The following is a 23681-nucleotide window of genomic DNA, read 5'->3' as shown; positions in this document are numbered from 1 at the left end:
CTAATACGGTTAAATGAAAGTGAATAAGAACCCTCTTGAACAAATCAAAAATGTGACAAAAATCACGGGTTATCGCCAGATTACCCTCTGGAAACGTGAGGATTTACAACGTTCTCAGCCAGACGAGGTAGCTGAAGAAGTGCCGGTCGCCCTGGTGTATAACGGCATCTCGCACGTCGTGATGATGGCGACCCCGAGAGATCTGGAACGCTTTGCCATCGGTTTTTCCTTATCCGAAGGGATTATCAAAAATCGACAAGAGATCTACGGGATGGACGTGGTGCAGGCTTGTAACGGCTTAGAAGTGCAAATCGAGCTCTCCAGCCGCCGCTTTATGGGTCTGAAAGAGCGCCGTCGTGCGCTGGCCGGGCGTACCGGCTGCGGGGTGTGCGGCGTGGAACAGCTGAATGATATCGGCAAACCCGTTGAACCGCTGCCGTTTAGCCAGACTTTTGCGCTGGAGCGACTCGATCTCGCGCTGGAGCATTTAAATGATGTGCAGCCGATTGGCTGCCTGACCGGCTGTACGCACGCTGCCGCGTGGGTGCGTCCTGATGGCGTACTGGCGGGCGGGCATGAAGATGTGGGCCGTCACGTCGCGCTGGATAAACTGCTGGGTCGCCGTAGTGAAGAAGGCGCAGATTGGCAGCAGGGGGCTGCGTTAGTCTCTAGCCGCGCCAGCTACGAGATGGTGCAGAAGGCCGCGATGTGCGGAGTGGAAATCCTGTTTGCGGTTTCCGCGGCGACGACCCTGGCGGTTGAGGTAGCAGAGCGCTGTAACCTGACGCTGGTGGGTTTCTGCAAGCCGGGTAGAGCGACGATTTACACTCATCCGCAGCGCCTGATTGGCGGTTAAATATTGGTCAGTTTTTTTGAATGATGACAACAAATCCTTCCGCTTTTAGTTCGAGGATGTGAAGACTATTATTTATCACATCAAGGCACGGCGCCTTATCCAAACAACTAAATGAAAGGGTTTATATCATGAAAAGCATCAAAACTTTTGTCGCTGTTATCGCTCTGACTGCTTCCTTTGGTTCTTTCGCTGCGCAATCAGTGACCGCTACCGCCTCTACCATGGACAGCGCGGAAGCGAAAATCGCCGCTCAGGCGCAGGCTGCTGGTGCTTCTTCTTACACCATCACCGAAGCCTTCACCGGTAACCGCGTGCACATGACTGCGGAATTGAATAAATAAGTCTGCAACCACCGTCGAAAGAGCGCCTTAGGGCGCTTTTTTTAGTTTATGCCCGCCAGGCGCAGCAGCGCCGTCACCACCGCGGCGGCGATAATGACGACGATAAGTGGCATCTTGCGCCAGGCGAGGAAGACCGCGAAACCGACGCCCAGTACGCGCGCCATGCCGGAAAAATGTTCGCCTTCATAAAAGGTGGTCGCCAGCGCCACGGAAAACAGCAACACTGTCGCTGCATCAGAGAGTAGCGCCTGCGAGCGCTCGGAAAACGCTAAACGGCTGCCGAGCTTGGCGCCGCCTAAACGCATCAAGTAAGTGCCGATCGACAGGATGGCGATCCCGGCGATAAACAGCGTCATGTTAGCCATTATTTTTTCCTCGCCAGTAAACCAAACAATGAAAGCAGCACCGGCAACCCTACCGGAACAAACGGTACGGCGGCGAGTGAAATGACTGCACCGCTGCAGGCGCGAATAAGCGTGGTGCGCTTCTTAAAGGCTGGCACCACTAATGCCAGCAGGATAGCCGGGAATACCGCATCCAGGCCGATGGTTTCCGGAGCGGGCAACAATTTACCCACGCCTGCGCCGACCAGCGTGCCGAGCGGCCAGAATAACGCCACGCCCAGCCCGCAGAGCCAGTAAGCGGCTTTACGCTGTTCCGGCGTTTTCTGTGATAGACCGAAGACCACGCTTTCATCATTCATGATGTGGCAGCCGAGCAAGCTGGCGGCGCGGGCGCCAACCAGATCGCGCACGGTCACGCCGAAGGGGACGTGGCGGGCATTCACCAGTAAGCCCGCCGCTGCCGCTGCCAGGGGGTTGCCGCCGCTGGCGATGATGCCGATAAACATAAACTCCGAGGCGCCAGCGAGCACGGTAATGGACAGGACAAACGGTACCCATATGGGGAAGCCGTAAGCCATCGCCAGTGAACCGTAGGACATGCCGACGACACCTACCGCCAGACACACCAGAATGATTGCTTTGATCGTGTCTCCGCTGAGACGGGAAAAATAGTGCCGCATACGCTTTAGCCATATCGAACGAATTTCCATTATAATGAACGCAACAGAATCGTTTTACAAGACGAACGATTCGTTCGATATAAAATACGAGGAGCGGTGTATGACACAGCCCATTAGCATGATTTCTAAAAGCCTGGTACGCGAACGATCGCGCACCGGCCTCTCTCTGGCGGAAGTGGCGCGTCGCGCCGGGATTGCCAAATCGACGCTTTCGCAGTTGGAATCCGGCAATGGCAACCCCAGTCTGGAAACGTTGTGGGCGCTCTGCGTGGCGCTGGATATTCCCTTTGCTCGTTTGCTGGAGCCGCAGGCTAGCAAAACCCAGGTCATTCGCCGCGGCGAAGGTACTAAAGTGATGGCGGAACAGGCCAACTATCAGGCTATTTTGCTGGCAGCCTGCCCGCCGGGGGCGCGCCGTGATATCTATTTGCTGCTGACGCAGCCCGGCGCCGATCGCATCTCGCATCCGCATCCGCCGGGTTCGGTTGAACATATCATAGTCACTCAGGGCCGTGCGCGCGTTGGTCTGATCGACGCGCCGGAAGAGCTGGGGGAAGGGGACTATATCTGCTACCCCGCCGACCAGGAGCATCTTTTCCAGGCGCTGGTGCCGGATACGCAGGCGTTGCTGGTGGCGGAGCAAAACTAATGGTGTAGATTCAAACGGCCTGGTAAAAACAGGCCGTTTTGTTACGCAAGGTAAAAGACTTCACTCAGTTCAGCGCTCAGTGGGCTGTTATCCGGATTCGTCGGCATCACGTCGCGCATATAGCGCCACCAGCGCTGGCACACTTCGGTTTCCGCAATCGCGTTCCAGCGCGCTTCCGATTCAATTTCCACCGTTGCGAACAGCAGATGGCGCTGTGCATCGAGATAGATCGCGTAATGATGCGCGCCATGCGCTTTCAATGTTGCTTCCAGTTCGGGCCAGATGGGGTTATGGCGGCGCTGATACGCTTCGTGCGCGTCGGGATTCACCTGCATCACAAAGGCTTTGCGGATCATAACGCCTCCAGATACAGCTCGCGGATCTCGTCGCGGTTGGCGCTACGCGGGTTACAGGGCGCGCACGGATCGGCCAGCGCGTTATCCAACCAGCCTTCGATATCAGCCTTGCTGATGCCAAGCTGGCTAAAGCCCGCGGGAATACCGACTCGTTTGCTCAATGCGCGAATCGCGTTAATCGCCTCCATGCTGGCGGCTTCATCGCTCATGCCGCGCGTATCGACGCCCATCGCCTGCGCGATACGGGCGAAACGCGCCACCGCGTTCGGACGGTTAAAGTTTTCGATAATCGGCAGCAGGATGGCGTTGCAAACGCCGTGCGGCAGATTGTGGGTGGCGCCCGGCTGATGCGCCAGCGCGTGTACCAGTCCAAGACCGGCGCTGTTGAACGCCATCCCCGCCAGATACTGGCCGAATGCCATCTGCTCGCGGGCCTGGAGATGGTGTCCATCATCGACGGCCAACGGCAACCATTGGTGAATTAAACGTATTGCTTCCAGCGCGTTGGCATCGGTTAGTGGATGAGCGCCGACGGAGACAAACGCCTCAACGGCGTGGGTCAGGGCATCCATGCCGGTGGCGGCGGTGACCGGAGCCGGAATATCCAACATCACGCTGGCGTCATCGACGGCAATATCCGGGATGATATTTGGGTCAATAATGACCTCTTTCACCTGGCGCGCGGCATCAATAATCACCGCGTTGCTGGTCATCTCAGCGGCAGTTCCGGCCGTGGTGTTAATGGCTACCAGCGGCACACCGGCATTTTTCACTTTGCCGACGCCGGAGTAGGCGGTTGATGGTGCCGGGTTGGCGCTGAGGATTTTCACCGCTTTGGCGGTATCAATCGGGCTGCCGCCACCGAAGGCGATGATATAGTCACACTGCGCCTTGCAGAACGCGGAGATGCCCCGTTGGACCAGCGCTTCGGTCGGATTGGGGAAGACTTCATCGAACAGGTGATAGGACAACTGATGCGCCTCCAGCGCCGAGAACAGGCTGTCGAGCAGGCCCATTTCCACCAGGTGCCCGTCGGTGACGATCAGCGCTTTTCCCCACTGCTTGCTCGCCACCAGGCTTACCATATCGCCGATCGCGCCTGCGCCGTGCAGACTGATTTTCGGCAGTGCCAACATAAAGCTCATGATTATTCTCCTTAAAAAGACGGCTCGCTGTTCTATAGCGCTAGCGCGCTGGCCAGCGGCGTGACGCCGAAGCGCTGACCTAACGCCATCAGCTCTTCGCGGCTAATCGTCTGTTTCATGCCGCCCATCGAATAGACCTTCACCAGCACCTCGGCGGATTTCTCGGCAGTGTCGATTAGGCCGAAGGTTTCATCCAGCGTCGGGCCGCTGCCGAAGACGCCGTGGAATGGCCACAGCACCAGGGTGTGTTTCTGCATGTCTCTGGCCGTCGCCTGACCAATCTCGTCGGTGCCCGGCACCATCCACGGCAGAATGCCGACGCCGTCCGGGAACACCACCAGGCATTCGGTGCTGCCTTCCCACAATTTGCGAGTGAACAGGTCGCTGTTGTTTTCCAGCACGTAGGTCAGGGCGATCAGGTTGGTGGCGTGACAGTGCATGATCACGCGGTCTTTGCCGCCAGTGGCTTTGATACGTTCGCAGTGCGACAGGAAATGCGCCGGCAGTTCCGAGGTCGGCACGGCGTCGTCGGTTAAACCCCACAGAATGAAGTAACCCGCGCCGTCGTTGTCCACCTTCACTACCCCAAGGTTGGCGGCGGGATTGATTTGTACGTTACGGAAGAATTTACCGGAACCCGTGACGATAAACGGCTGATTGGCCAGTTCCGGCATCGGCTGACTGAGTGCGATATAGCGCGGCTGGGCGTGGAAATCGGCCTTAAACGGCGCGATGTCGGCTTCATCCAGACGCAGCGTCAGGTTGCCGCCGTTGCGCTCGTCCCAGCCTTTGAGCCAGGCGTCGGAAGTGGCTTTGATCATGCCCTGGACGAACCAGGAGTCGGTAATGGTCTGCATAGTCTTGTTGTCCTGTTGTATTGGTGGGGTGTCTTCCCCTCACCCTAGCCCTCTCCCCAAAGGGGCGAGGGAACTGTTCGGTATTAGGGTTTTCTCCCTCTCCCTTTCAGGGAGAGGGTCGGGGTGAGGGTCAATCACCCGCGCTTATTCAGAATCTCTTTCTCATAGCCCCGTACGTTCTCCAGCCACTGGCTGCCTGCCGGCGTGTCGTGACGCTGGCAGTACATTTCCCAAATGGCCTGCCACGGCAGGGATTTCTGTTCTTCCAGCAGCGCCAGGCGCGCGGTGTAATCGCCGTCGTTTTCCAGCTGGCGCAGCTGCGCCGTCGGTTCCAGCAGCGCGCGCAACAAAGCTTTTTTCATATTGCGGGTGCCGATAACCCACGCTGCGATGCGATTGATGGAGGCGTCGAAGAAGTCGAGGCCGATGTGTACACGATCGAACAGGTTGTGGCGGATGATTTCGCTGGCGATGGCCTGGGTTTCGTCATCCAGCAGCACCACATGATCGCTGTCCCAGCGCACCGGGCGGCTAACGTGCAGCAGCAGACGCGGGATGTAGAGCATGGCGGCGGAGATTTTGTCGGAGATGACCTCTGTCGGATGGAAGTGACCCGCATCCAGGCACAGCGCGGTCTGGCGGCTGGCGGCGTAGCCCATATAGAACTCGTTGGAGCCGACGGTGTAGCTTTCGGCACCGATGCCGAACAGCTTGCTCTCGACGGCGTCGATATGGTGCGCTGGATTCAGTTTTTCGCTGATCACTTCATCCAGCGCGTTCATCAACCGCTGGCGCGGGGCGAAGCGGTCGACGGTAATATCCTTCATGCCGTCCGGTACCCAGATATTCATCACTGATGGCGTCCCGAGCTGTTGGCCGAAATAAGCGGATATGCGGCGGCTGGCTTTGCAGTGGTCGATCCAGAACTGACGAATCTCTGGATTGGCGTGCGACAAAGTAAAGCCGTCGGCGCTCAGCGGATGCGAGAAACAGGAGGGGTTGAAATCGAGCCCCAGCTGGTGGCGTTTCGCCCATTCCACCCAGTTCTTGAAATGTTCCGGTTTGATTTCGTTTCGCGCCACCGGAGCCGCGGATTCCAGATAAATCGCGTGCAGGTTAAGACGCTTCGGCCCTGGGATCAGGCTCAGCGCTTGTTCGAGGTCGGCGCGTAGCTCCTGGGCATTGCGCGCTTTTCCCGGGTAGTTGCCGGTGGCCTGAATGCCGCCGGTCAGGTTGCCTTCCGGGTTTTCAAAGCCCGCGACGTCGTCGCCCTGCCAGCAGTGCATCGACACCGGCAGACGGTCTAACTGGCGCAGAGCTTCTTCGGCGTCGACGCCGACGGCGGCGTAGCGCTGCTTAGCCAATTCCCAGGCTTGTTCAAGTTGAGTGGTCATGCGCAAAGCTCCTTAGTGGGTTGTTGCTGAAACTGCGCGACGAAGCGGGCAATTTCGCTATCTGAATGGGGGGTGAAGGCGGTGAGTGATTCGTTATCGCGTACGACCTGGCGGAAATCATCGACGTTGTGCAATTCATCCAGCGTCATCAACTGGATGCCGATATTGCCAAGGGCGGAGGCCTCAATCGGGCCCGCGATGACCGGCAGGCCGCAGGCATCAGCGCATAGCTGGTTAAGCAGAGCGTTCTGGCAGCCGCCGCCGACAATATGCAGTTGGCTGAAGGGGCGGCCGCGGAGTTCGGCCAGTTCGCCCAGCACGCGGGCATACAGCAGCGCCAGGCTGTCGAAAATACAGCGCGCCAGTTCGGCAGGGCTTGTCGGGATCGGCTGGGCGGATTCCGCGCAGGCGGCCTGGATTTCGGCGCTCATGTTGGCCGGGTTGATAAAGCGGTCGTCGTTGCAATCAATGAGGTAACGGCAGGCTGGCAGCTGCGCCGTGTCGGCGATCAATGCCTGCAGATCGCCAACATTCTGTTCTGGCAACACCCGCTGTAGCAGCCACAGACCCATGATGTTTTTCAACACCCGGTAGCGCCCCTCAGCACCGCCTTCATTGGTAATATTCGCTTTCAGCGCCTGCTGGCTGGTGTAAGGCGTTTTGCTTTCAAAACCCATAAGCGACCAGGTGCCGGATGAAAGATAGGCGGCATTTTTGCCCGCCAGCGGCGAGGCGATAACGGCGCTGGCGGTATCGTGGCTGGCGACGGCAACCACCGGAATGCGGTTACCCTGCGGGCAGATCCAGTGGCCGATAACGTTGCCCGGATGCGTCGGCGTCCCGAACCAGCTGCGCTGCGCGCCGCTCCAGCCAAGCAATTCGTCATCCCAGTTGTCGCTATTAATATTGACCAGTTGAGTGGTGGTGGCGTTGGTGTATTCCCAGTTCATCGCGCCGGTCAGACGGTAGCTGAAGTAGTCGGGGATCAGCAGCGCGTGCGCCACCTGTTCCGCCAGCATCGGCTGTTGGCTGACCAGCGCCCGCAGCTGATAGAGCGTGTTGAATGGCAGAAACTGGATGCCGCTGCGGCCGTAGATATCGGCGCGACCGAGCTGCTCGATAGCCTGCGTCATCAGGCCATGGGTACGGCTATCGCGATAGGAAACCGGCAGGCCGACACGTTGGCCGTGTTTGTCCAGCAACACAATATCGACACCCCAGGTATCGATGCCGATGCTGTCGATCAGGATCCCCTGTTCGCACACTGTTACCAGCCCGCGGCGGATTTCCGCCTCCAGGCTATCGATATCCCAGCAATCGTAGCCGTCCACGTCCTGCAGGCGGTTGGTGAAACGGTGAACTTCACGCAGCGTCAGCGCTCGCGTTGCGGTGTCATAATTCGCGAGCATGACCCGACCGCTGGAAGCGCCTAAATCAACGGCGACACAATGACGAATACTCATGGTACGACCCTTCTTAAAATCATTGCATGCAGTCTAAAAAAGGCGTCTTTGCGTCACCTTCTCGCTACTGACAGCGATAGCGGGCGACTGGCAACAAGGCAAAGGTGACCGTGAGAAACGTCACAGTTTCGTGTTATTCGCGGCGCTGCGTGGGGTGTGATGCTGGCCGCAGTTCCGGATATTTCCGGCTGGTTCTTGAAAATACGGCAGGTTTTACGCGGTTTGCGGTCGAAAATTGAAGGCCGGATCGCCAACCCTTCATTACTATTTGCGGCGACGGTTGATAATTTTTCTCATTCGAGGGGGCTGCTATGACCGTGTTGCACTGTACGGATTTCTTTAAGGCCGGCGTCTCTGCGGTGGCGATTGAACCGCGCCTTCCTCAACCGGCTTTTCCAGAGCATCATCATGATTTCCATGAGATTGTGATCGTTGAACAGGGGACTGGCATCCACGTTTTCAACGGCCAGCCCTACACTATCAGCGGCGGTTCGGTCTGCTTTATTCGCGATCACGATCGCCACCTCTATGAACATACCAACAATCTGTGCCTGACCAACGTGCTGTACCGCGCGCCGGATGCTTTTCGTTTTCTGACCGGCGTGAATCAGCTGCTGCCGCAGGAGCAGGACGGCAACTATCTCTCGCACTGGCGGGTTAATCAGACGGTGCTGCAGCAGGTGCGGCAAATCGTTGGCCAGATGGAAAAGATCGGTCCAGGCGTCGATCCGCACACCATCGCCAGCCGTGAAATCCTCTTTATGCAGTTACTGGTGTTGCTGCACAGCAACAGCATGGCGGAGGGCGCAGGCAACCACGAGGCGCGGCTGAATCAGTTGATGGCCTGGCTGGAAGATCATTTTGCCGAAGAGGTATGCTGGGAAGCGGTGGCGGCGCAGTTCTCGCTGTCGTTGCGTACCCTGCATCGCCAGCTAAAACTGCAAACCGGGCTGACGCCGCAGCGCTATCTCAACCGTGTGCGTCTGATGAAAGCGCGGCACCTGCTGCGTCACAGCGATGATAGCGTGACTGAAATCGCCTATCGCTGCGGTTTCGGCGACAGTAACCACTTTTCGACGCTGTTTCGCCGTGAGTTCGACTGGTCGCCGCGCGATATTCGCCAGGGGCGCGACACCATTCTCCAGTAACGCGAGAAGAGTCAACGTATTGCCTGGCAAAAACGTGAATAATATCCCGTTATCCGCGTTTGGAGTGTGATGGTGGCAGGTCAGCTGGTACTTCGCAAAGATGAGTTTTTTGCCTCCCCTTCGCAGGCGGTCGCGGTGGCTGACCGCTACCCGCAAAACGTCTTTGCTGAACATACTCATGAATTTTGCGAGCTGGTGTTGGTGTGGCGCGGCAACGGCCTGCATATTCTCAACGATCGCCCCTGGCGCATTACCCGCGGCGATCTCTTTTATATCCGCGCGGAAGACAAACACTCCTACGCCTCGGTGAACGACCTGGTGCTGCAGAATATTATTTATTGTCCGGATCGGCTGCGGCTCAATTTTGACTGGGCGGCGCATCTTCCGGGGCTATTCGGTACGCCGTGGAAGCCGCACTGGCGGATCGGCAGCAGCGGGATGGCGCAGGTTCGGCAGGTCATCAGCCAGTTGGAACATGAAAGCGCACGTCAGGATGCGCAGGCGGATAGCATGGCGGAGCTGCTGTTTGCTCAACTGGTGCTGATGCTCCAGCGCTATCGCTACGCCACCGACAATCTGGCGGCGACGCAAAGCGAAACCCAACTCGACAAGCTGTTGACGGAACTGGCTGGCAGTCTTAATCGCCCCTTTAATCTGGATAGCTTTTGTCTACGCGAGGGTTGCAGCGAACGTGCGTTACGCCAGCAGTTTCGCCAGCAAACGGGGATGACGATAAACCACTATCTGCGTCAGTTGCGGATTTGCCATGCGCAGTATTTGCTGCAGCATACCGAGCGGTTAATCGGCGAAATCGCCATGCTGTGCGGATTTGAGGACAGTAACTACTTTTCCGTGGTGTTCAATCGGGAAATCGGCATGACGCCGGGGCAGTGGCGGCAGCGCAGTCGCGCCGCCGCGTGAGGTAAGGCGTTAATTCGCCATTCCCAGGCCGACAATATTCGCGGCAATAATGATCACCACGCAGCCGAGGCTGAGCACGCTGACCGGACGGCGTCCGGCGTGGTTCCACTCTTTCAGCACCAACCCGACCAGCCCGCCGCACAACACGTAGAAGCTCATATGCAGCATCCAGCTCATGTAGTCGTACTGCGCCGGGATACTGGCGTGACCCCAGGCATAGAAGAAGAACTGCAGATACCACATCAGCCCGCCTAACGCGGAAAGCAGAATGTTGCTGATAATAAGCGGTTGCGCCAGCGAGAAGTCGGACTTTATCGACAGGTCTTTCACTTTGGCGAGACGAATAAAGCAGAAGCCGAGGTTGACCAGCGCGCCGCCGCCCATGATCACGACGTAGCTTGGCAGCGCGGTATACAGCGGGTCAACGCCCAGCGCGGCAGCGGCGTCGTGCATCGGTTTGGCGGCGTTCATCGCAAACGACATTCCGGCGGAGAAAATACCGCACATCACCGCCAGCATGAGGCCTTTTTTCAGGTTGAAGTCTTCCGCTTTAATACCCATTTTGCGCTCTTTGAGCTGACCGGCGCGGGTAACGATACCGACGCCAATCACCGCCACCAACACGCCGAGCAGGGTCATTTGCCCGCCTTTGGTGTTAATCAGTACGTCAAAGTGGCCGTTAAGGATGGGCGTCATTAAGGTGCCGACAATCAGCGTGATGCCGATAGCGATGCCAATACCCATCGACATGCCCAGATAGCGCATGGTCAGGCCGTAGTTGATGTTGCCGATTCCCCACATCGCGCCGAACAAAAAGACGGGCAGCAGGGTAGAGGCGCTGAATGAGCGGTAGTAGGCCCAGAAATCGGGCAGCAGCATGGCGCTAATCGCCCAGGGGAGAATCAACCAGGAAACTATCCCGCCAATCGACCACATGGTTTCCCATGACCAGTGTTTCACCTTCTTGAAAGGGGCATAAAAACAAGCGGCACTGGCGGCGCCGATTAAATGCCAAAATATTCCCATTGTAATCGCATGATTCATTGCCTTTACCCTCATCTGTTTTTGGGTCGGATAAACCCTCTCCGATGCGACGAGTGTAAAAAACGCGCAGTTTTTGCGCCTTTGAGCTGTTGCCACATCAGGCGAGATTCTGGCAACCAGTGGCTTAATGAGTTGTTTTGGCTCACAAACTGAAGTGCCGCTATTTTAGGTATAACCTTAGTAAAACTACGGCATTGATAATCATTTTCAATATCATTTAATTAACTATAATGAACCGACTGCTTACGCGGCGTTAACACCCTCTGCCGCCCGATAATAATGGAGATGATTATGAGTTATACACTGCCATCCCTGCCGTACGCTTACGATGCTCTGGAACCGCATTTCGACAAGCAGACGATGGAGATCCATCATACTAAGCATCACCAGACCTACGTTAACAACGCTAACGCAGCACTGGAAAGCCTGCCGGAGTTCGCTAACCTGTCTGCGGAAGAGCTGATCACCAAACTGGATCAACTGCCAGCTGACAAAAAAACCGTACTGCGTAACAACGCGGGCGGTCACGCTAACCACAGCCTGTTCTGGAAAGGCCTGAAAACCGGCACGACCCTGCAGGGCGATCTGAAAGCCGCTATCGAGCGCGATTTCGGTTCCGTGGACAACTTCAAAGCCGAATTCGAAAAAGCTGCAGCGACTCGCTTTGGCTCTGGTTGGGCATGGCTGGTGCTGAAAGGCGACAAACTGGCCGTGGTTTCCACCGCAAACCAGGATTCCCCGCTGATGGGTGAAGCGATTTCCGGCGCTTCCGGCTTCCCGATTGTGGGCCTGGACGTTTGGGAACACGCTTACTACCTGAAATTCCAGAACCGTCGTCCGGACTACATCAAAGCCTTCTGGGACGTGGTGAACTGGGACGAAGCCGCAGCGCGTTTTGCCGCCAAAAAATAAGGTTGCATTATGCTAAGAGAGAAGCGAGTCTGATGACTCGCTTTTTTTATATCCGTAGCAAGGAGAGCAGCAATGCATTATCCGGTGAATGTATTTGTGGGCAAAATCAGGGACTATGACGGTAGCCGCCCCAGCGCGATCGACAAAATCCAGGTCGATGGCGAATTATGCCTCGGCGAGCTCGGGCTGGAAGGGGACGAGCAGGCGGAAAAGAAAATTCACGGCGGGCCGGATCGCGCGCTGTGCCACTATCCGCGCGAGCACTACCGCGACTGGATCCGCGAATTCCCGCAGCAGGCCGATCTGTTTTGCGCGCCGGCGTTCGGCGAAAACCTTTCTACTGAAGGGCTGACGGAAAAAAACGTTTACATCGGCGATATCTTTCGCTGGGGCGAGGCGTTGATTCAGGTCACCCAGCCGCGCTCCCCATGCTTCAAACTGAACTACCATTTCGGCATTAGCGATATGGCGCAGCTGATGCAAAACAGCGGTAAGATCGGTTGGTTATACCGCATTGTCGCAGGGGGACTGGTGTCCAGTGATGCGCCGCTGGAGCTGGTATCGCGGTTGAGCGATGTCAGCGTGCATGAGGCCGGATCGATTGCCTGGTATATGCCTTTTGACGACGATCAGTATCACCGGTTGTTATCAGCGGCGGGTCTGTCGGTCAGTTGGAGCAGAACCATGCAGAAACGGCGTTTAAGCGGGCAGATCGAGGATAGTTCGCGGAGATTATGGGGGAAATAATTTCCCCCATGTTGAGTATTTCCGGGGATGCTCCCGGATGGCGGCGCATAGTGCCTTATCCGGGCTATCTGCCAGAGCCCATCTGTAGCCCGGCTTAGCGAAGCGCCAGCCGGGACAGTATCAGGTACGTTTATACAATGGCAGCCAGATCGTTAAGCGCAGACCGCCCAACGGGCTGTCGTCAGCTTTAACCCAACCGCGGTGCTGCTGAATCGCCGTTTCGACAATCGCCAGCCCCAGACCAGTGCCGCCGGACTCGCGATCGCGGGCCTCGTCGGTACGGTAGAACGGACGGAAAATCTGTTCGCGATCCTCTGGACTCACGCCCGGGCCGTCATCATCGACGTTCACCGTAATGCCGTCTTTATCCACCGAGAAGCTGACGGAAATCTTCGTATGCGAGTAGCGCAGCGCGTTGCGGACGATATTCTCCAGCGCGCTTTCCAGCGCATTGGGGTTGCCGTACAGCGGCCAGGGGCCAGGCGGATACTCGACGGTGAAAGATTTGCCCATTTGCTCGGCTTCAAACGCCGCGTTGTCCAGCACTTCGCCCCACAGCTGGTTGGCTTTCACCGTCTCGCTGACCAGCGCGTTTTTCGCCTGATTACGCGACATCACCAGCAGGTCGTTGATCATGCTGTCCAGCCGGTGCGCTTCGGTTTCGATACGCTCCAGCTCTTTGCTCTCGCCGCTGCGGCGACGCAGCAGTGCGGTCCCCAACTGCAGGCGGGTTAACGGCGTGCGCAGCTCGTGCGAGATATCCGACAGCAGCCGCTGCTGGCTGGTCATCATCCGCTCAAGCGCGGTGACCATCTGGTTGAAACTTGCCCCGGCGGCCAGGAATTCCTGCGGGCCGGCCTCCAGCTCCGGATGCTGCCGCAGGTTGCCCTGAGCAACTTCGTCGGCGGCGTTTTTCAGCTTCCGCGCCGGTTTCGCCAGGCTCCACGCCAACCACAGTAGCAGCGGGGCGCTGACCAGCATCGTCACGATAAGCAGCAACAGCGGACGGTCAAACAGCAGGTTGATGAAGTCGGATTGCGAAGTGCTGGCAGGGCGGATCAGATACAGTTGATAGTTATCTTCCCCATCCCTGACGGAAAACGGGCCGACCATCTCCAGGCGTCCGTAACGTTTTTTCTGCGGATGATCGGCATTATCGGCCTGGCCGATAAAGTTTCGAATGATCTGCATTTCGTTGCGTTCTGCGCCGATCACGCGGCCTTCGCTGGTCACCAGCAGCAGACGCTGCCCCGGCGGAGCCCACTTATCGATGGCGCGAAACAGGCGCCGCCACCACATCAGGTCGTTTGGCGGGTCGGTCGCCAGTTCGGCCTCGACGTGCTGTTCAATCATGATGCCCTGACGTTGCTCGCTTTCCAGCAGCTCGGTCATCTGGCGCGAGTCCAGCTTGGGCAACATCAGTACCAGCATCAACACCAGCGCCAGCGTGAGCCAGAAGATAGCGAAGATGCGCGCGGTTAAACTTCCAATCATGAAGCAGAGACCATCAGATAGCCGCGTCCGCGCAGAGTTTTAAACCACGGATGGCCGTCTTTGCGTTCCGGCAGCTTACGCCGCAGGTTGGAAATGTGCATATCGATAGCGCGGTCGAACGGCGTCAGCCGCTTGCCCAGCACTTCCTGGCTTAAATGTTCACGCGAGACCACTTGGCCGAGATGCTGCGCCAGCAGGTACAGCAGAGTGAACTCCGTACCGGTTAGCTCCAGCGTTTGCCCGTCAAAATTGGCTTCCTGACGGCCCGGATTGAGACTTAATGCGTCAACTTCCAGAGTCGGAGAACCGGCTTCGGTCGTTTGCTGTTGCTGTTCGCTCCAGTGGGAACGACGCAGAATCGCGCGTATACGCGCCACCAGCTCGCGATCGTTGAACGGCTTAGGCAAATAGTCATCCGCGCCCAGTTCGAGGCCGAGAACGCGATCCAGCTCGCTGCCGCGAGCAGTTAGCATGATAACCGGGGTCTGGTGTGTCTGACGTAATTCTTTAAGCGTGTCGATACCGTTTTTCTTCGGCATCATCACATCAAGCAAAAGGAGATCAATGCTGTCGTCAAGAAGCGCCAGCGCCTGTTCACCGTCATGGGCAACGAGCACATTAAAACCTTCCATATCGAGCAGCTCTTTTAACAGGGAGGTGAGCTCCCGGTCATCATCAACTAACAGGATTTTATTCATTGTTTAAATACCTCCGAGGCAGAAATTACGTCATCAAGGCTCGCTAATCCATGACTTTACGTTGTTTTACACCCCCTGACGCATGTTTGCAGCCTGAATCGTAAACTGTCTCTCGTTGAATCGCGACACAAACGTTTTGGGAGTATGTGATGCGCAATGTTATCGCTGCCGTCATGGCCTCAACGCTGGCGCTAAGTGCTACTAGCCAAGCCGCTGAAGTCGTTACCGGCGTTAACTGGCTCCACGGTGAAGAAGGAGCCCAGCGCAGCGGCCAGAGCCATATGTTTGACGGCATAAGTTTAACCGAACAGCAACGACAGCAGTTACGGGATCTTATGCAACGGGCACGCCATGACAGGCTACCTGTTAATGTTAGCGAACTGGAGACAATGCATAGCCTTGTCACCGCAGATAAATTTGATGAAAGCGCTGTGCGCGCTCAGGCAGAAAAGATGGCGCAGGAACAGGTTGCCCGCCAGGTTGAAATGGCGAAAGTTCGCAACCAGATGTACCACCTGCTAACCCCTGAGCAGCAAGCGGTTTTAAATGCTAAGCACCAGCAACGTATGGATCAGTTGCGTGAGGTTGCAAGGATGCAGAAAGGCTCAGCCATGATGCTTTCCAGTAGTAGCAGTACCGTGCAACCCCAGTAACAAACCCTGTTTTCCTTGCCATAGACACCATCCCTGTCTTCCCCCACATGATGTGGGGGTTTTTTTTGTCTTTTTTTCACCGCCGCCGCTCCATACCCGGTCATCTTCAGAGTAACAGTTCAGGTTATACTAAGCGGATCGCCGGAAAAGGAGCGTTTATGAATCAATCTTATGGGCGGTTGGTGAGTCGGGCGGCGATTGCCGCGACGGCGATGGCCTCCGTGTTACTTTTGATCAAAATTTTTGCGTGGTGGTACACCGGATCGGTGAGTATTCTGGCGGCGTTGGTCGATTCACTGGTGGACATTGCAGCCTCGCTGACTAACCTGCTAGTCGTGCGCTACTCGCTGCAGCCTGCCGATGAAGAACATACTTTCGGCCACGGTAAAGCGGAATCGCTGGCGGCGCTGGCGCAGAGTATGTTTATCTCTGGTTCGGCGTTGTTCCTGTTCCTGACCGGCATTCAGCATCTTGTTCGTCCTGAGCCGATGCAGGCGGCAGGCGTCGGGATGGTGGTGACGCTTATTGCGTTGCTCAGCACCCTAGTGCTGGTGACCTTTCAGCGCTGGGTGGTCAGAAAAACCCAGAGTCAGGCCGTACGCGCAGATATGCTTCATTATCAGTCTGATGTTATGATGAACGGCGCCATTCTTATCGCCCTCGGCCTCTCCTGGTACGGCTGGCATCGTGCTGATGCGCTGTTTGCATTAGGGATTGGCATCTATATTTTATATAGCGCGCTGCGTATGGGTTACGACGCGGTTCAATCGTTATTAGACCGCGCGCTTCCGGATGAGGAACGTCAGGACATAATCAGTATCGTGACCAGTTGGCCCGGCGTCAGCGGCGCGCACGATCTACGAACGCGACAGTCAGGGCCGACTCGCTTTATTCAAATTCATTTGGAAATGGAAGATAACCTTCCACTGGTGCAGGCGCACGTGATTGCCGACCAGGTGGAACAGGCTATTTTGCGCCGTTTCCCGGGGTCGGATGTGATTATCCATCAGGATCCTTGTTCTGTCGTGCCTCCGGCACGGCAGGGGGTTTTTTGAGCTTTCGGTTATAGTCTGTAAACTCGATGTAAAAATGTGGGGCGGGTAGACATTTTTTGTATAAATTACCGCCATTTGGTCTGACCTGAATCAATTCAGCCAGAAGCGTTTGATATACTATTGCAATTATCGTCGTGCACTCCTGGTAAGGGAGCGCTTCAGGCAACAGGATTATTTTTTGCTTCCTAAGTTCAGAGGTAGTCATGATTAAGAAAATCGGTGTATTGACAAGTGGCGGTGATGCGCCGGGCATGAACGCAGCAATTCGCGGCGTTGTGCGCGCGGCATTAACGGAAGGTCTGGAAGTTTTTGGAATCTATGACGGTTACCTCGGCCTGTATGAAGATCGTATGGTCCAGCTCGACCGTTACAGCGTGTCCGACATGATCAACCGTGGCGGCACCTTCCTGGGTTCCGCGCGTTTCCCTGAATTCCGTGAAGAGCACATCCGTGCCGTCGCTCTTGAGAACATGAAAAAACGCGGCCTCGACGCGCTGGTCGTTATCGGCGGCGACGGTTCCTATATGGGTGCGATGCGTCTGACCGAAATGGGCTTCCCATGTATCGGTCTGCCGGGCACCATCGACAACGACATCAAAGGTACCGACTACACCATCGGTTTCTTCACTGCGCTGAGCACCGTCGTTGAAGCGATTGACCGTCTGCGCGACACCTCTTCTTCCCACCAGCGTATCTCCGTGGTTGAAGTGATGGGGCGTTACTGCGGCGACCTGACCCTGGCGGCGGCAATTGCCGGCGGCTGTGAGTTCATCATGGTGCCGGAAGTGGACTATACCCGTGACGATCTGGTGGCGGAAATCAAAGCCGGCATCGCGAAAGGTAAAAAACACGCTATCGTGGCGATCACCGAGCACATGTGCGACGTTGACGAACTGGCTAGCTTCATTGAAAAAGAAACGGGCCGTGAAACGCGCGCTACCGTTCTTGGTCACATTCAGCGCGGCGGCTCTCCGGTTCCTTATGACCGTATCCTGGCTTCCCGTATGGGCGCCTATGCGATTGAACTACTGCTGCAGGGCTTTGGCGGGCGTTGCGTCGGTATCCAGAACGAGAAACTGGTGCACCACGATATCATCGATGCGATCGAAAATATGAAGCGTCCATTCAAGACTGACTGGATGGACTGCGCGAAGAAACTGTACTAAGTTTCGCGGCATAACAAAAAGGCCTTCTCATTGAGAAGGCCTTTTTTATTCGTGCATAGCGGGAGCGTTACTCGATATCCAGTGCATCCTCGGAGAGGATGATACCGGTATTATCGGCATACAGATGGTCGCCGGAGAAGAAGGTGACGCCGCCGAAATTGACACGGACGTCGCTTTCGCCGATCCCTTCGCCTGCCGCACCCACAGGGATAGCAGCCAACGCCTGAATGCCGATATCCAGCTCTTCCAGATCGTCAACCTGGCGCACCGCGCCATAGACCACTAACCCTTCCCATTCGTTTTGCACGGCCAGACGCGCCAGGTCCGCGTCAATTAACGCACGTCGGACGGAACCGCCGCCGTCGATAAGGAGAATATGACCACGGCCATTCTGCTCGAGCAGATCGTAGAGCAACCCGTTATCCTCGAAACATTTTACCGTAATGATCTGTCCACCAAACGACGACCGTCCTCCAAAGTTGGAAAACAGCGGTTCCACGACATTGACATCTTCCTGGTAGATGTCGCAAAGCTCGGAAGTATCGTATTTCATAGGCTTAACGTTCAGTTGCTGCGAGAGTTTTTAGTATATCCCGCGAAGCGCATTGTTTGCAAAATCATCAATTGTTAATTGATATTTATCAGTTATGCCGCCAGCTTACTGGCAATAATTCCGATGACAAACAGCAGGTTGGTTAATAACGCCGCTTTGACTGTCCGTTCCAGCATCGGGCGCATCGCTACCGGCTCGCGCTCGCGCATCACAAAACGCGCCTGTTTCACCAGTAGCGGGATGGCGAGAATAAACAGCCAGCCCCACAGGCTTTGCAGCGCAATCAGGTTGAACAGCGCCAGACACAACGGGGCGCCGAGCAGCAGCACGCTATGGTAGCGGCGGGCGTTCACCGGCCCCAGGCGGACGGCGAGGGTGTTTTTGCCGTTCAGGCGATCGCTGTCGATATCGCGCAGGTTATTGACATTCAGCACCGCGGCAGCCAGCAGGCCGCAGGCGGTGGCGGGCAGGAAAATGACCGCTTCTATGCTGTGCGCCTGCAGATACCAACTGCCGACCACGCTTAGCCAACCGAAGAAGACCAGTACGGAGATATCGCCAAGGCCAATATAACCGTAAGGGCGTGTGCCGACGGTGTAGGTGATCGCGGCGATAATCGACAGTCCGCCGAGCACCATAAAACCGATGAAATCTGCCATGGTCTGCCAGGCGGAGAACAGCAGCGCCAGACCCGAAAGACAAATCAGCACTACCGTCACGATCAGTGCGCGTTTCATCTGCGCCTGGGTGATGGCTCCTTTCTGCATCCCACGCAGCGGTCCGATACGGTCCGGCTTATCGCTGCCTTTGACCGCGTCGCCGTAGTCGTTGGCGAGATTAGATAAAATTTGCAGCAACCCGGCGGTAATCAACGCCAGGACGGAGACCAACGGATCGAAATGGCCCTGTTGCCACGCCAGCGTGGTGCCGACAACAATAGCGGCGAACGCCAGAGGTAATGTTTTGGGCCGCAGGCTTTCAAGCCAGGCCTGGGTGCGAGATATCGGTTGTTCAGTCATTTCTTTCAGCCAAAAAAATGGGGCCGTCATAGCCCCATCGTGTGTGATGAAAATACATTGAACCGGATTATAGGATAAAACGGCTCAGATCTTCATCTGCCACCAGAACATCCAGGTGCTTACCGACATATTCGCCGTCGATGGTGACGGTCTGGCCATTCATTTCGCTGGCATCATAGGAGATGTCTTCGATCAGACGTTCCAGCACGGTGTGCAGGCGGCGCGCGCCGATGTTTTCGGTAGTCTCGTTAACCTGCCATGCCGCCTGAGCGATACGCTTGATGCCTTCTTCGGTGAACTCGATGTCCACGCCTTCGGTTGCCATCAGCGCTTTGTACTGGACGGTAATGGAGGCATTCGGCTCGGTCAGAATGCGTTCGAAATCGTGAGTGGTCAGCGCTTTCAGCTCAACGCGGATCGGCAGACGGCCCTGCAGTTCCGGGATCAGATCGGATGGGCTAGCTACCTGGAACGCGCCGGAGGCGATAAACAGAATGTGGTCGGTTTTCACCATCCCGTGCTTGGTAGAAACGGTACAGCCTTCCACCAGCGGCAGCAGGTCGCGCTGAACGCCTTCACGAGACACATCCGGGCCGGAGGAATTGCCGCCGCGCTTACAGATTTTGTCGATTTCGTCGATAAACACGATACCGTGCTGTTCGACGGCGTCGATGGCTTCCTGCTTCAGCTCTTCCGGGTTAACCAGCTTGGCCGCTTCTTCTTCGATCAGCAGCTTCATCGCGTCTTTGATTTTCAGCTTACGCGGTTTTTGCTTCTGGCCGCCCAGGTTCTGGAACATGGACTGCAGCTGGCTGGTCATCTCTTCCATGCCCGGAGGGGACATGATTTCAACGCCCATCGGCGCCGCGGCGAGGTCGATTTCGATCTCTTTATCGTCGAGTTGGCCTTCACGCAGTTTCTTGCGGAATGCCTGACGCGCAGCGGAAGGTTCCTGCGGCTGCTCAGCCTGGCCCCAGTTGTTTTTCGCCGGTGGGATCAACACGTCGAGAATACGCTCTTCGGCCATTTCTTCGGCGCGATAGCGGTTTTTATCGATGGACTGCATGCGGACCATTTTGATCGCCGCATCGGTCAGATCGCGGATAATAGAGTCCACTTCTTTACCAACATAGCCCACTTCGGTGAACTTGGTCGCTTCAACTTTGATGAATGGCGCGTTGGCCAGCTTTGCCAGACGACGGGCGATTTCGGTTTTACCGACGCCGGTCGGGCCAATCATCAGAATGTTTTTCGGCGTGACTTCATGACGCAGCTCTTCATTGAGCTGCATACGGCGCCAGCGGTTACGCAGGGCGATAGCAACAGAACGCTTGGCAGCGTCCTGGCCGATAATATGTTTGTCCAGTTCGCTGACAATTTCGCGTGGGGTCATTTCAGACATGGGAGATCCTTACGCTTTAGAAGGTAATTCTTCGATGGTGTGGAAGTGGTTGGTATAGATGCAGATATCCCCTGCAATATCCAACGCTTTCTCGGCGATGTCGCGAGCGCCCATTTCGGTGTTTTCCAGCAGCGCGCGAGCGGCGGCCTGGGCATATGGCCCGCCGGAGCCAATCGCAATCAAATCATTTTCGGGCTGAACGACGTCGCCGTTACCGGTGATGATAAGCGATGCGTTTTCGTCCGCGACGGCCAGCAAGGCTTCCAGCTTGCGCAGCATGCGGTCGGTACGCCAGTCTTTCGCCAGCTCAACGGCGGCTTTCACCAGGTGACCCTGGTGCATCTCCAGCTTGCGTTCGAACAACTCGAACAGAGTGAAGGCGTCAGCGGTGCCGCCAGCGAAACCGGCGATCACTTTGTCGTTGTACAGACGACGCACTTTCTTCACGTTGCCTTTCATCACGGTGTTGCCCAGCGTGGCCTGGCCATCACCGGCGATAACGACATGGCCGTTACGGCGAACACTAACTATTGTTGTCACGAGCAGACCCCTTGGTTGCAAAAAGCGGAATAGGGGCCCCGCGCTGTACGCGGGGCAGAATGCAATTATAAATGGGGGGGATTTTTGGGGTTTCAACCCCTGGCGGCGAGACGAATGCAGTTTGCGTGTCCGGCCATCTTGAGGCGGTTGATCATATCGTTGGCATTATCTTTGCCTTTCAGCGGCCCAATCACGACTCGGTTCCAGCCATTGTTGGTCGTGATATGAGAGGCAAAGCCTTCAAAGGCCAACTGCGCGCGCACGGTTTCGGCCTGCTCTGCGCCTTTAAAGGACCCACACTGCACCATCCAACTGCGATCGTCTTTCTTCTCGGCGGCAGCGGCCTTCGGCGCCTCTTCGACGCGGGCGACCGGCGCGGCAGCCTGCGCTTTCGGTTGCGCAGCGGCGTTGTGCGTAGGCGTTTGCAGCAGATCCTGATACGGCTGCTGGTTAGACGCGGTCGGTTTCGGCTGCTGCTGTTGCACCGGCTTCGGCTGCTGGACGCGCGGCTGTTGCTGTGCGGCCTGCTGTTGAGTCTGCGCCCACTGCTGTTGTTGCGCTTGCTGTTGCTGCTGCGCTAAACGTTGACGCTGCAGCGTCTGCTGGCGCTGCGCTGGCGTTTGCTCGTTCCATGGCACCTCGGTCAGCTGTGTAGGCTGCTGACGCATATCCGCCTGCATCTGCGCCAGAAGCTGGCGCTGCTCGTCGGTAAGCTGTTCGGGTTTCATCACTTCACCACCGGCGGTCGGCTCGGTAGGCGCGCGAACGCCGGGCTGGCGGCTTTCCAGCTCTTTAATATAGCGCCAGCGTTCTTCCGGTTTTGGCGGAAGACCGTTGCCTGCCGCCTGGCGGTTCTGCAGCGCTTCCGCTTCTTCTTTCTTGTGATGGGTAATGAAATACAGACCACCAATAAAGGCCACCAGCACTGCCGCCGCGATTGCAACCATAGTCGGTGAAATCGCCGGGAGGCTACTTTGCTTGTTCCTTGAGCTTCGGGGGCTGCTCTTTTTGCGCCGCGAAGGAGCCTGTTGGCTGCGGCGTACATAATCTCGTTGTGCCACTATCGTTTCGCTGTCTTATATTCGTTCGTCAGTCCGCCATGTTACTTAAGCGGCGGGCCTTTGACCAGAAGAGCAGGCCCGAAAGCCTGATGGTTATCGTCTGATTTTTTGCGTACTGCCGCGAACAATCAGTTCGCAATCGAGCAGACGCGAGCCGCTGTTCACGTTATGGCCCTGCATTTGCTCGAGTAATAGCAACATGCCTTCACGGCCGATATCAAAACGCGGCTGTGAAACGGTCGTCAACGGCGGGTCGCAAAATTCAGACAATGAGATGTTATCAAAGCCGATAATCGAGAGATCTTCCGGTACTTTCAGGCCGCGGCGTTTCGCCAGCGACAGGGCGCCCAGCGCCATGACGTCGCTATGGCAGAAGACCGCGGTCGGCGGCACCGGTTGCGCCAGCAACTGCTCCAGCGCGTTGGCGCCAGCTTCAAAGGTAAAGTTGCCGCGAGCGATGTAGTGCGGATCGACGGTAATGCCGCTACGGCGCAGCGCCTGAACGTAGCCCTGCAGGCGGTAATGACACAACGGCATATCTTCCGGACCAGCAATGCAGCCAATACGCTGATGCCCCAGTTCATGGAGATAATTAACGGCGTTGAAAGCGGCGGTCAGATTATCGATATGGACCGTAGGGAGTTCCAGTTCCGGCGCGAACTCGTTCGACATGACCATCGGCGGCAAATTACGCTGCTCTTCGACGCTGGCGTCGAATGGCAGCCGCGAGCTCAGCAGCACCATACCGTCAATTTGTTTGGTGATGATAAGGTCGATAAAGGTTTTTTCTTTTTGGTTCTGATGAGCGCAATCGCCGATCAGCACAAGATAGCCTTCGGCGGCGGCGGTCACTTCGATGCCGCGGATAATCTCGCTGAAGAAGGGATCGCAAATATCCGGCACGATCACGAGGATCGTCCGCGATTCATTACGCTTCATGTTGCGCCCGAGCGACTGCGGCAAATAACCGACTTCCTGCGCTGCCTGCTCAACCCGGCTGCGGGTCGCTTGCGACACTTTGTCGGGATTCATGAGCGCTCGGGATACGGTTGCCGTTGAAACGTTTGCTTTTTGGGCGACGTCTTTCATCGTGGCGGCAACCATTTGTTTTTTGGGCTTCACCTGGTTTCTCCTCGCTGACTGCGCAGACACATCCCTTGCGTTCTGGCATCTGCAACATTTT

The 23681-nt window shown here is 56.6% G+C and carries 26 protein-coding genes; 10 read left to right on the top strand and 16 right to left on the bottom strand.

The genetic code is table 11. The features are described 5' to 3' along the window. Positions 1-19: 19 nt before the first annotated feature. Together fdhD and PYR66_22620 are read left to right on the top strand one after the other, a co-directional pair. Complete coding sequence (gene fdhD, locus PYR66_22625) at positions 20-856, top strand: formate dehydrogenase accessory sulfurtransferase FdhD (GenBank protein WEF28017.1); 837 nt, start codon at positions 20-22, stop codon at positions 854-856. Positions 857-984: 128 nt separating this feature from the next. Further along, the gene (locus tag PYR66_22620; GenBank protein WEF28016.1) at positions 985-1197 is read left to right on the top strand and encodes a DUF1471 domain-containing protein; all 213 of its coding nucleotides are present in this window, start codon (positions 985-987) and stop codon (positions 1195-1197) included. A 41-nt stretch (positions 1198-1238) separates the two neighbouring features. Here PYR66_22620 and PYR66_22615 read toward each other — a convergent pair whose 3' ends face one another. Beyond that, on the bottom strand, positions 1239-1562 hold the full coding sequence (locus tag PYR66_22615) for an AzlD domain-containing protein (protein WEF28015.1): 324 nt from the start codon (positions 1560-1562) through the stop codon (positions 1239-1241). Beyond that, positions 1562-2221, bottom strand: coding sequence for an AzlC family ABC transporter permease (locus tag PYR66_22610; GenBank protein WEF28014.1), 660 nt, complete (start codon positions 2219-2221; stop codon positions 1562-1564). The genes PYR66_22615 and PYR66_22610 overlap by 1 nt, the downstream gene beginning before the upstream one ends. 100 nt (positions 2222-2321) lie before the next feature. Here PYR66_22610 and PYR66_22605 point away from each other — a divergent pair, with 100 nt between their 5' ends. Then, complete coding sequence (locus tag PYR66_22605; GenBank protein ID WEF28013.1) at positions 2322-2870, top strand: helix-turn-helix domain-containing protein; 549 nt, start codon at positions 2322-2324, stop codon at positions 2868-2870. 41 nt (positions 2871-2911) lie between these two features. On the opposite strand, the gene rhaM is transcribed toward PYR66_22605, so the two are convergent. The 5 genes from rhaM to rhaB form a co-directional block, all read right to left on the bottom strand. Next, on the bottom strand, positions 2912-3226 hold the full coding sequence (rhaM, locus tag PYR66_22600; GenBank protein WEF28012.1) for an L-rhamnose mutarotase: 315 nt from the start codon (positions 3224-3226) through the stop codon (positions 2912-2914). Continuing rightward, positions 3223-4371, bottom strand: a complete 1149-nt coding sequence (gene fucO / locus PYR66_22595) for a lactaldehyde reductase (protein WEF28011.1) — start codon at positions 4369-4371, stop codon at positions 3223-3225. The genes rhaM and fucO overlap by 4 nt, the downstream gene beginning before the upstream one ends. 32 nt (positions 4372-4403) lie before the next feature. Further along, positions 4404-5228 carry a rhamnulose-1-phosphate aldolase gene (rhaD, locus tag PYR66_22590; protein WEF28010.1) on the bottom strand — a complete coding sequence of 275 codons (825 nt, stop codon included), beginning with the start codon at positions 5226-5228 and terminating at the stop codon, positions 4404-4406. A gap of 134 nt (positions 5229-5362) precedes the next feature. Further along, positions 5363-6622, bottom strand: coding sequence for an L-rhamnose isomerase (rhaA, locus tag PYR66_22585; GenBank protein ID WEF28009.1), 1260 nt, complete (start codon positions 6620-6622; stop codon positions 5363-5365). Continuing rightward, positions 6619-8085, bottom strand: a complete 1467-nt coding sequence (rhaB, locus tag PYR66_22580) for a rhamnulokinase (protein WEF28008.1) — start codon at positions 8083-8085, stop codon at positions 6619-6621. Before rhaB ends, rhaA begins: the two co-directional genes overlap by 4 nt. Before the next feature lie 311 nt (positions 8086-8396). Between rhaB and rhaS the strand changes: the two genes are divergently transcribed. Beyond that, positions 8397-9233, top strand: a complete 837-nt coding sequence (gene rhaS, locus PYR66_22575; protein ID WEF28007.1) for an HTH-type transcriptional activator RhaS — start codon at positions 8397-8399, stop codon at positions 9231-9233. Positions 9234-9305: 72 nt separating this feature from the next. Beyond that, on the top strand, positions 9306-10154 hold the full coding sequence (rhaR, locus tag PYR66_22570) for an HTH-type transcriptional activator RhaR (GenBank protein WEF30530.1): 849 nt from the start codon (positions 9306-9308) through the stop codon (positions 10152-10154). Between the two features lie 9 nt (positions 10155-10163). Here the strand turns inward: rhaR and rhaT are convergent, their stop codons facing one another. After that, the gene (gene rhaT, locus PYR66_22565) at positions 10164-11198 is read right to left on the bottom strand and encodes an L-rhamnose/proton symporter RhaT (protein ID WEF28006.1); all 1035 of its coding nucleotides are present in this window, start codon (positions 11196-11198) and stop codon (positions 10164-10166) included. A gap of 291 nt (positions 11199-11489) precedes the next feature. On the opposite strand from rhaT, the gene sodA reads away from it, so the two are divergent. Both sodA and yiiM read left to right on the top strand, forming a co-directional pair. Continuing rightward, a complete protein-coding gene (gene sodA, locus PYR66_22560) occupies positions 11490-12110 on the top strand; it encodes a superoxide dismutase [Mn] (protein ID WEF28005.1) in 621 nt (206 codons plus the stop codon). Positions 12111-12182: 72 nt separating this feature from the next. Next, positions 12183-12857, top strand: coding sequence for a 6-hydroxyaminopurine reductase (yiiM, locus tag PYR66_22555; GenBank protein ID WEF28004.1), 675 nt, complete (start codon positions 12183-12185; stop codon positions 12855-12857). 120 nt (positions 12858-12977) lie between these two features. Here the strand turns inward: yiiM and cpxA are convergent, their stop codons facing one another. Further along, a complete protein-coding gene (cpxA, locus tag PYR66_22550; protein WEF28003.1) occupies positions 12978-14351 on the bottom strand; it encodes an envelope stress sensor histidine kinase CpxA in 1374 nt (457 codons plus the stop codon). Further along, a complete protein-coding gene (gene cpxR, locus PYR66_22545) occupies positions 14348-15049 on the bottom strand; it encodes an envelope stress response regulator transcription factor CpxR (protein ID WEF28002.1) in 702 nt (233 codons plus the stop codon). The genes cpxA and cpxR overlap by 4 nt, the downstream gene beginning before the upstream one ends. Before the next feature lie 149 nt (positions 15050-15198). Between cpxR and cpxP the strand changes: the two genes are divergently transcribed. The 3 genes from cpxP to pfkA all read left to right on the top strand — a co-directional run bounded on the left by cpxP (position 15199) and on the right by pfkA (position 17923). Continuing rightward, positions 15199-15702: a cell-envelope stress modulator CpxP gene (cpxP, locus tag PYR66_22540; GenBank protein ID WEF28001.1), complete on the top strand. Its 504-nt coding sequence runs from the start codon at positions 15199-15201 to the stop codon at positions 15700-15702. A gap of 158 nt (positions 15703-15860) precedes the next feature. Then, a complete protein-coding gene (fieF, locus tag PYR66_22535) occupies positions 15861-16757 on the top strand; it encodes a CDF family cation-efflux transporter FieF (GenBank protein WEF28000.1) in 897 nt (298 codons plus the stop codon). A gap of 203 nt (positions 16758-16960) precedes the next feature. Continuing rightward, the gene (gene pfkA, locus PYR66_22530) at positions 16961-17923 is read left to right on the top strand and encodes a 6-phosphofructokinase (protein WEF27999.1); all 963 of its coding nucleotides are present in this window, start codon (positions 16961-16963) and stop codon (positions 17921-17923) included. A 67-nt stretch (positions 17924-17990) separates the two neighbouring features. Here the strand turns inward: pfkA and rraA are convergent, their stop codons facing one another. The 6 genes from rraA to cytR all read right to left on the bottom strand — a co-directional run bounded on the left by rraA (position 17991) and on the right by cytR (position 23620). Next, positions 17991-18476, bottom strand: a complete 486-nt coding sequence (rraA, locus tag PYR66_22525) for a ribonuclease E activity regulator RraA (protein WEF27998.1) — start codon at positions 18474-18476, stop codon at positions 17991-17993. A gap of 92 nt (positions 18477-18568) precedes the next feature. Next, the gene (menA, locus tag PYR66_22520) at positions 18569-19495 is read right to left on the bottom strand and encodes a 1,4-dihydroxy-2-naphthoate polyprenyltransferase (protein WEF30529.1); all 927 of its coding nucleotides are present in this window, start codon (positions 19493-19495) and stop codon (positions 18569-18571) included. Between the two features lie 67 nt (positions 19496-19562). After that, entirely contained in the window at positions 19563-20897 is a 1335-nt protein-coding gene (hslU, locus tag PYR66_22515) for an HslU--HslV peptidase ATPase subunit (protein WEF27997.1), read from the bottom strand. 9 nt (positions 20898-20906) lie between these two features. Continuing rightward, positions 20907-21437 carry an ATP-dependent protease subunit HslV gene (gene hslV / locus PYR66_22510; protein ID WEF27996.1) on the bottom strand — a complete coding sequence of 177 codons (531 nt, stop codon included), beginning with the start codon at positions 21435-21437 and terminating at the stop codon, positions 20907-20909. Positions 21438-21529: 92 nt separating this feature from the next. Then, complete coding sequence (gene ftsN / locus PYR66_22505) at positions 21530-22498, bottom strand: cell division protein FtsN (protein ID WEF27995.1); 969 nt, start codon at positions 22496-22498, stop codon at positions 21530-21532. Positions 22499-22591: 93 nt separating this feature from the next. After that, positions 22592-23620, bottom strand: a complete 1029-nt coding sequence (gene cytR, locus PYR66_22500) for a DNA-binding transcriptional regulator CytR (protein WEF27994.1) — start codon at positions 23618-23620, stop codon at positions 22592-22594. Positions 23621-23681: the final 61 nt, after the last annotated feature.

The sequence above is a fragment of the Klebsiella aerogenes genome, assembly GCA_029027985.1.
Lineage (GTDB): Bacteria > Pseudomonadota > Gammaproteobacteria > Enterobacterales > Enterobacteriaceae > Klebsiella > Klebsiella aerogenes_A.
Note: the sequence above shows the minus strand (reverse complement) of the source record. Positions and strands in the feature narration are given on the sequence as shown.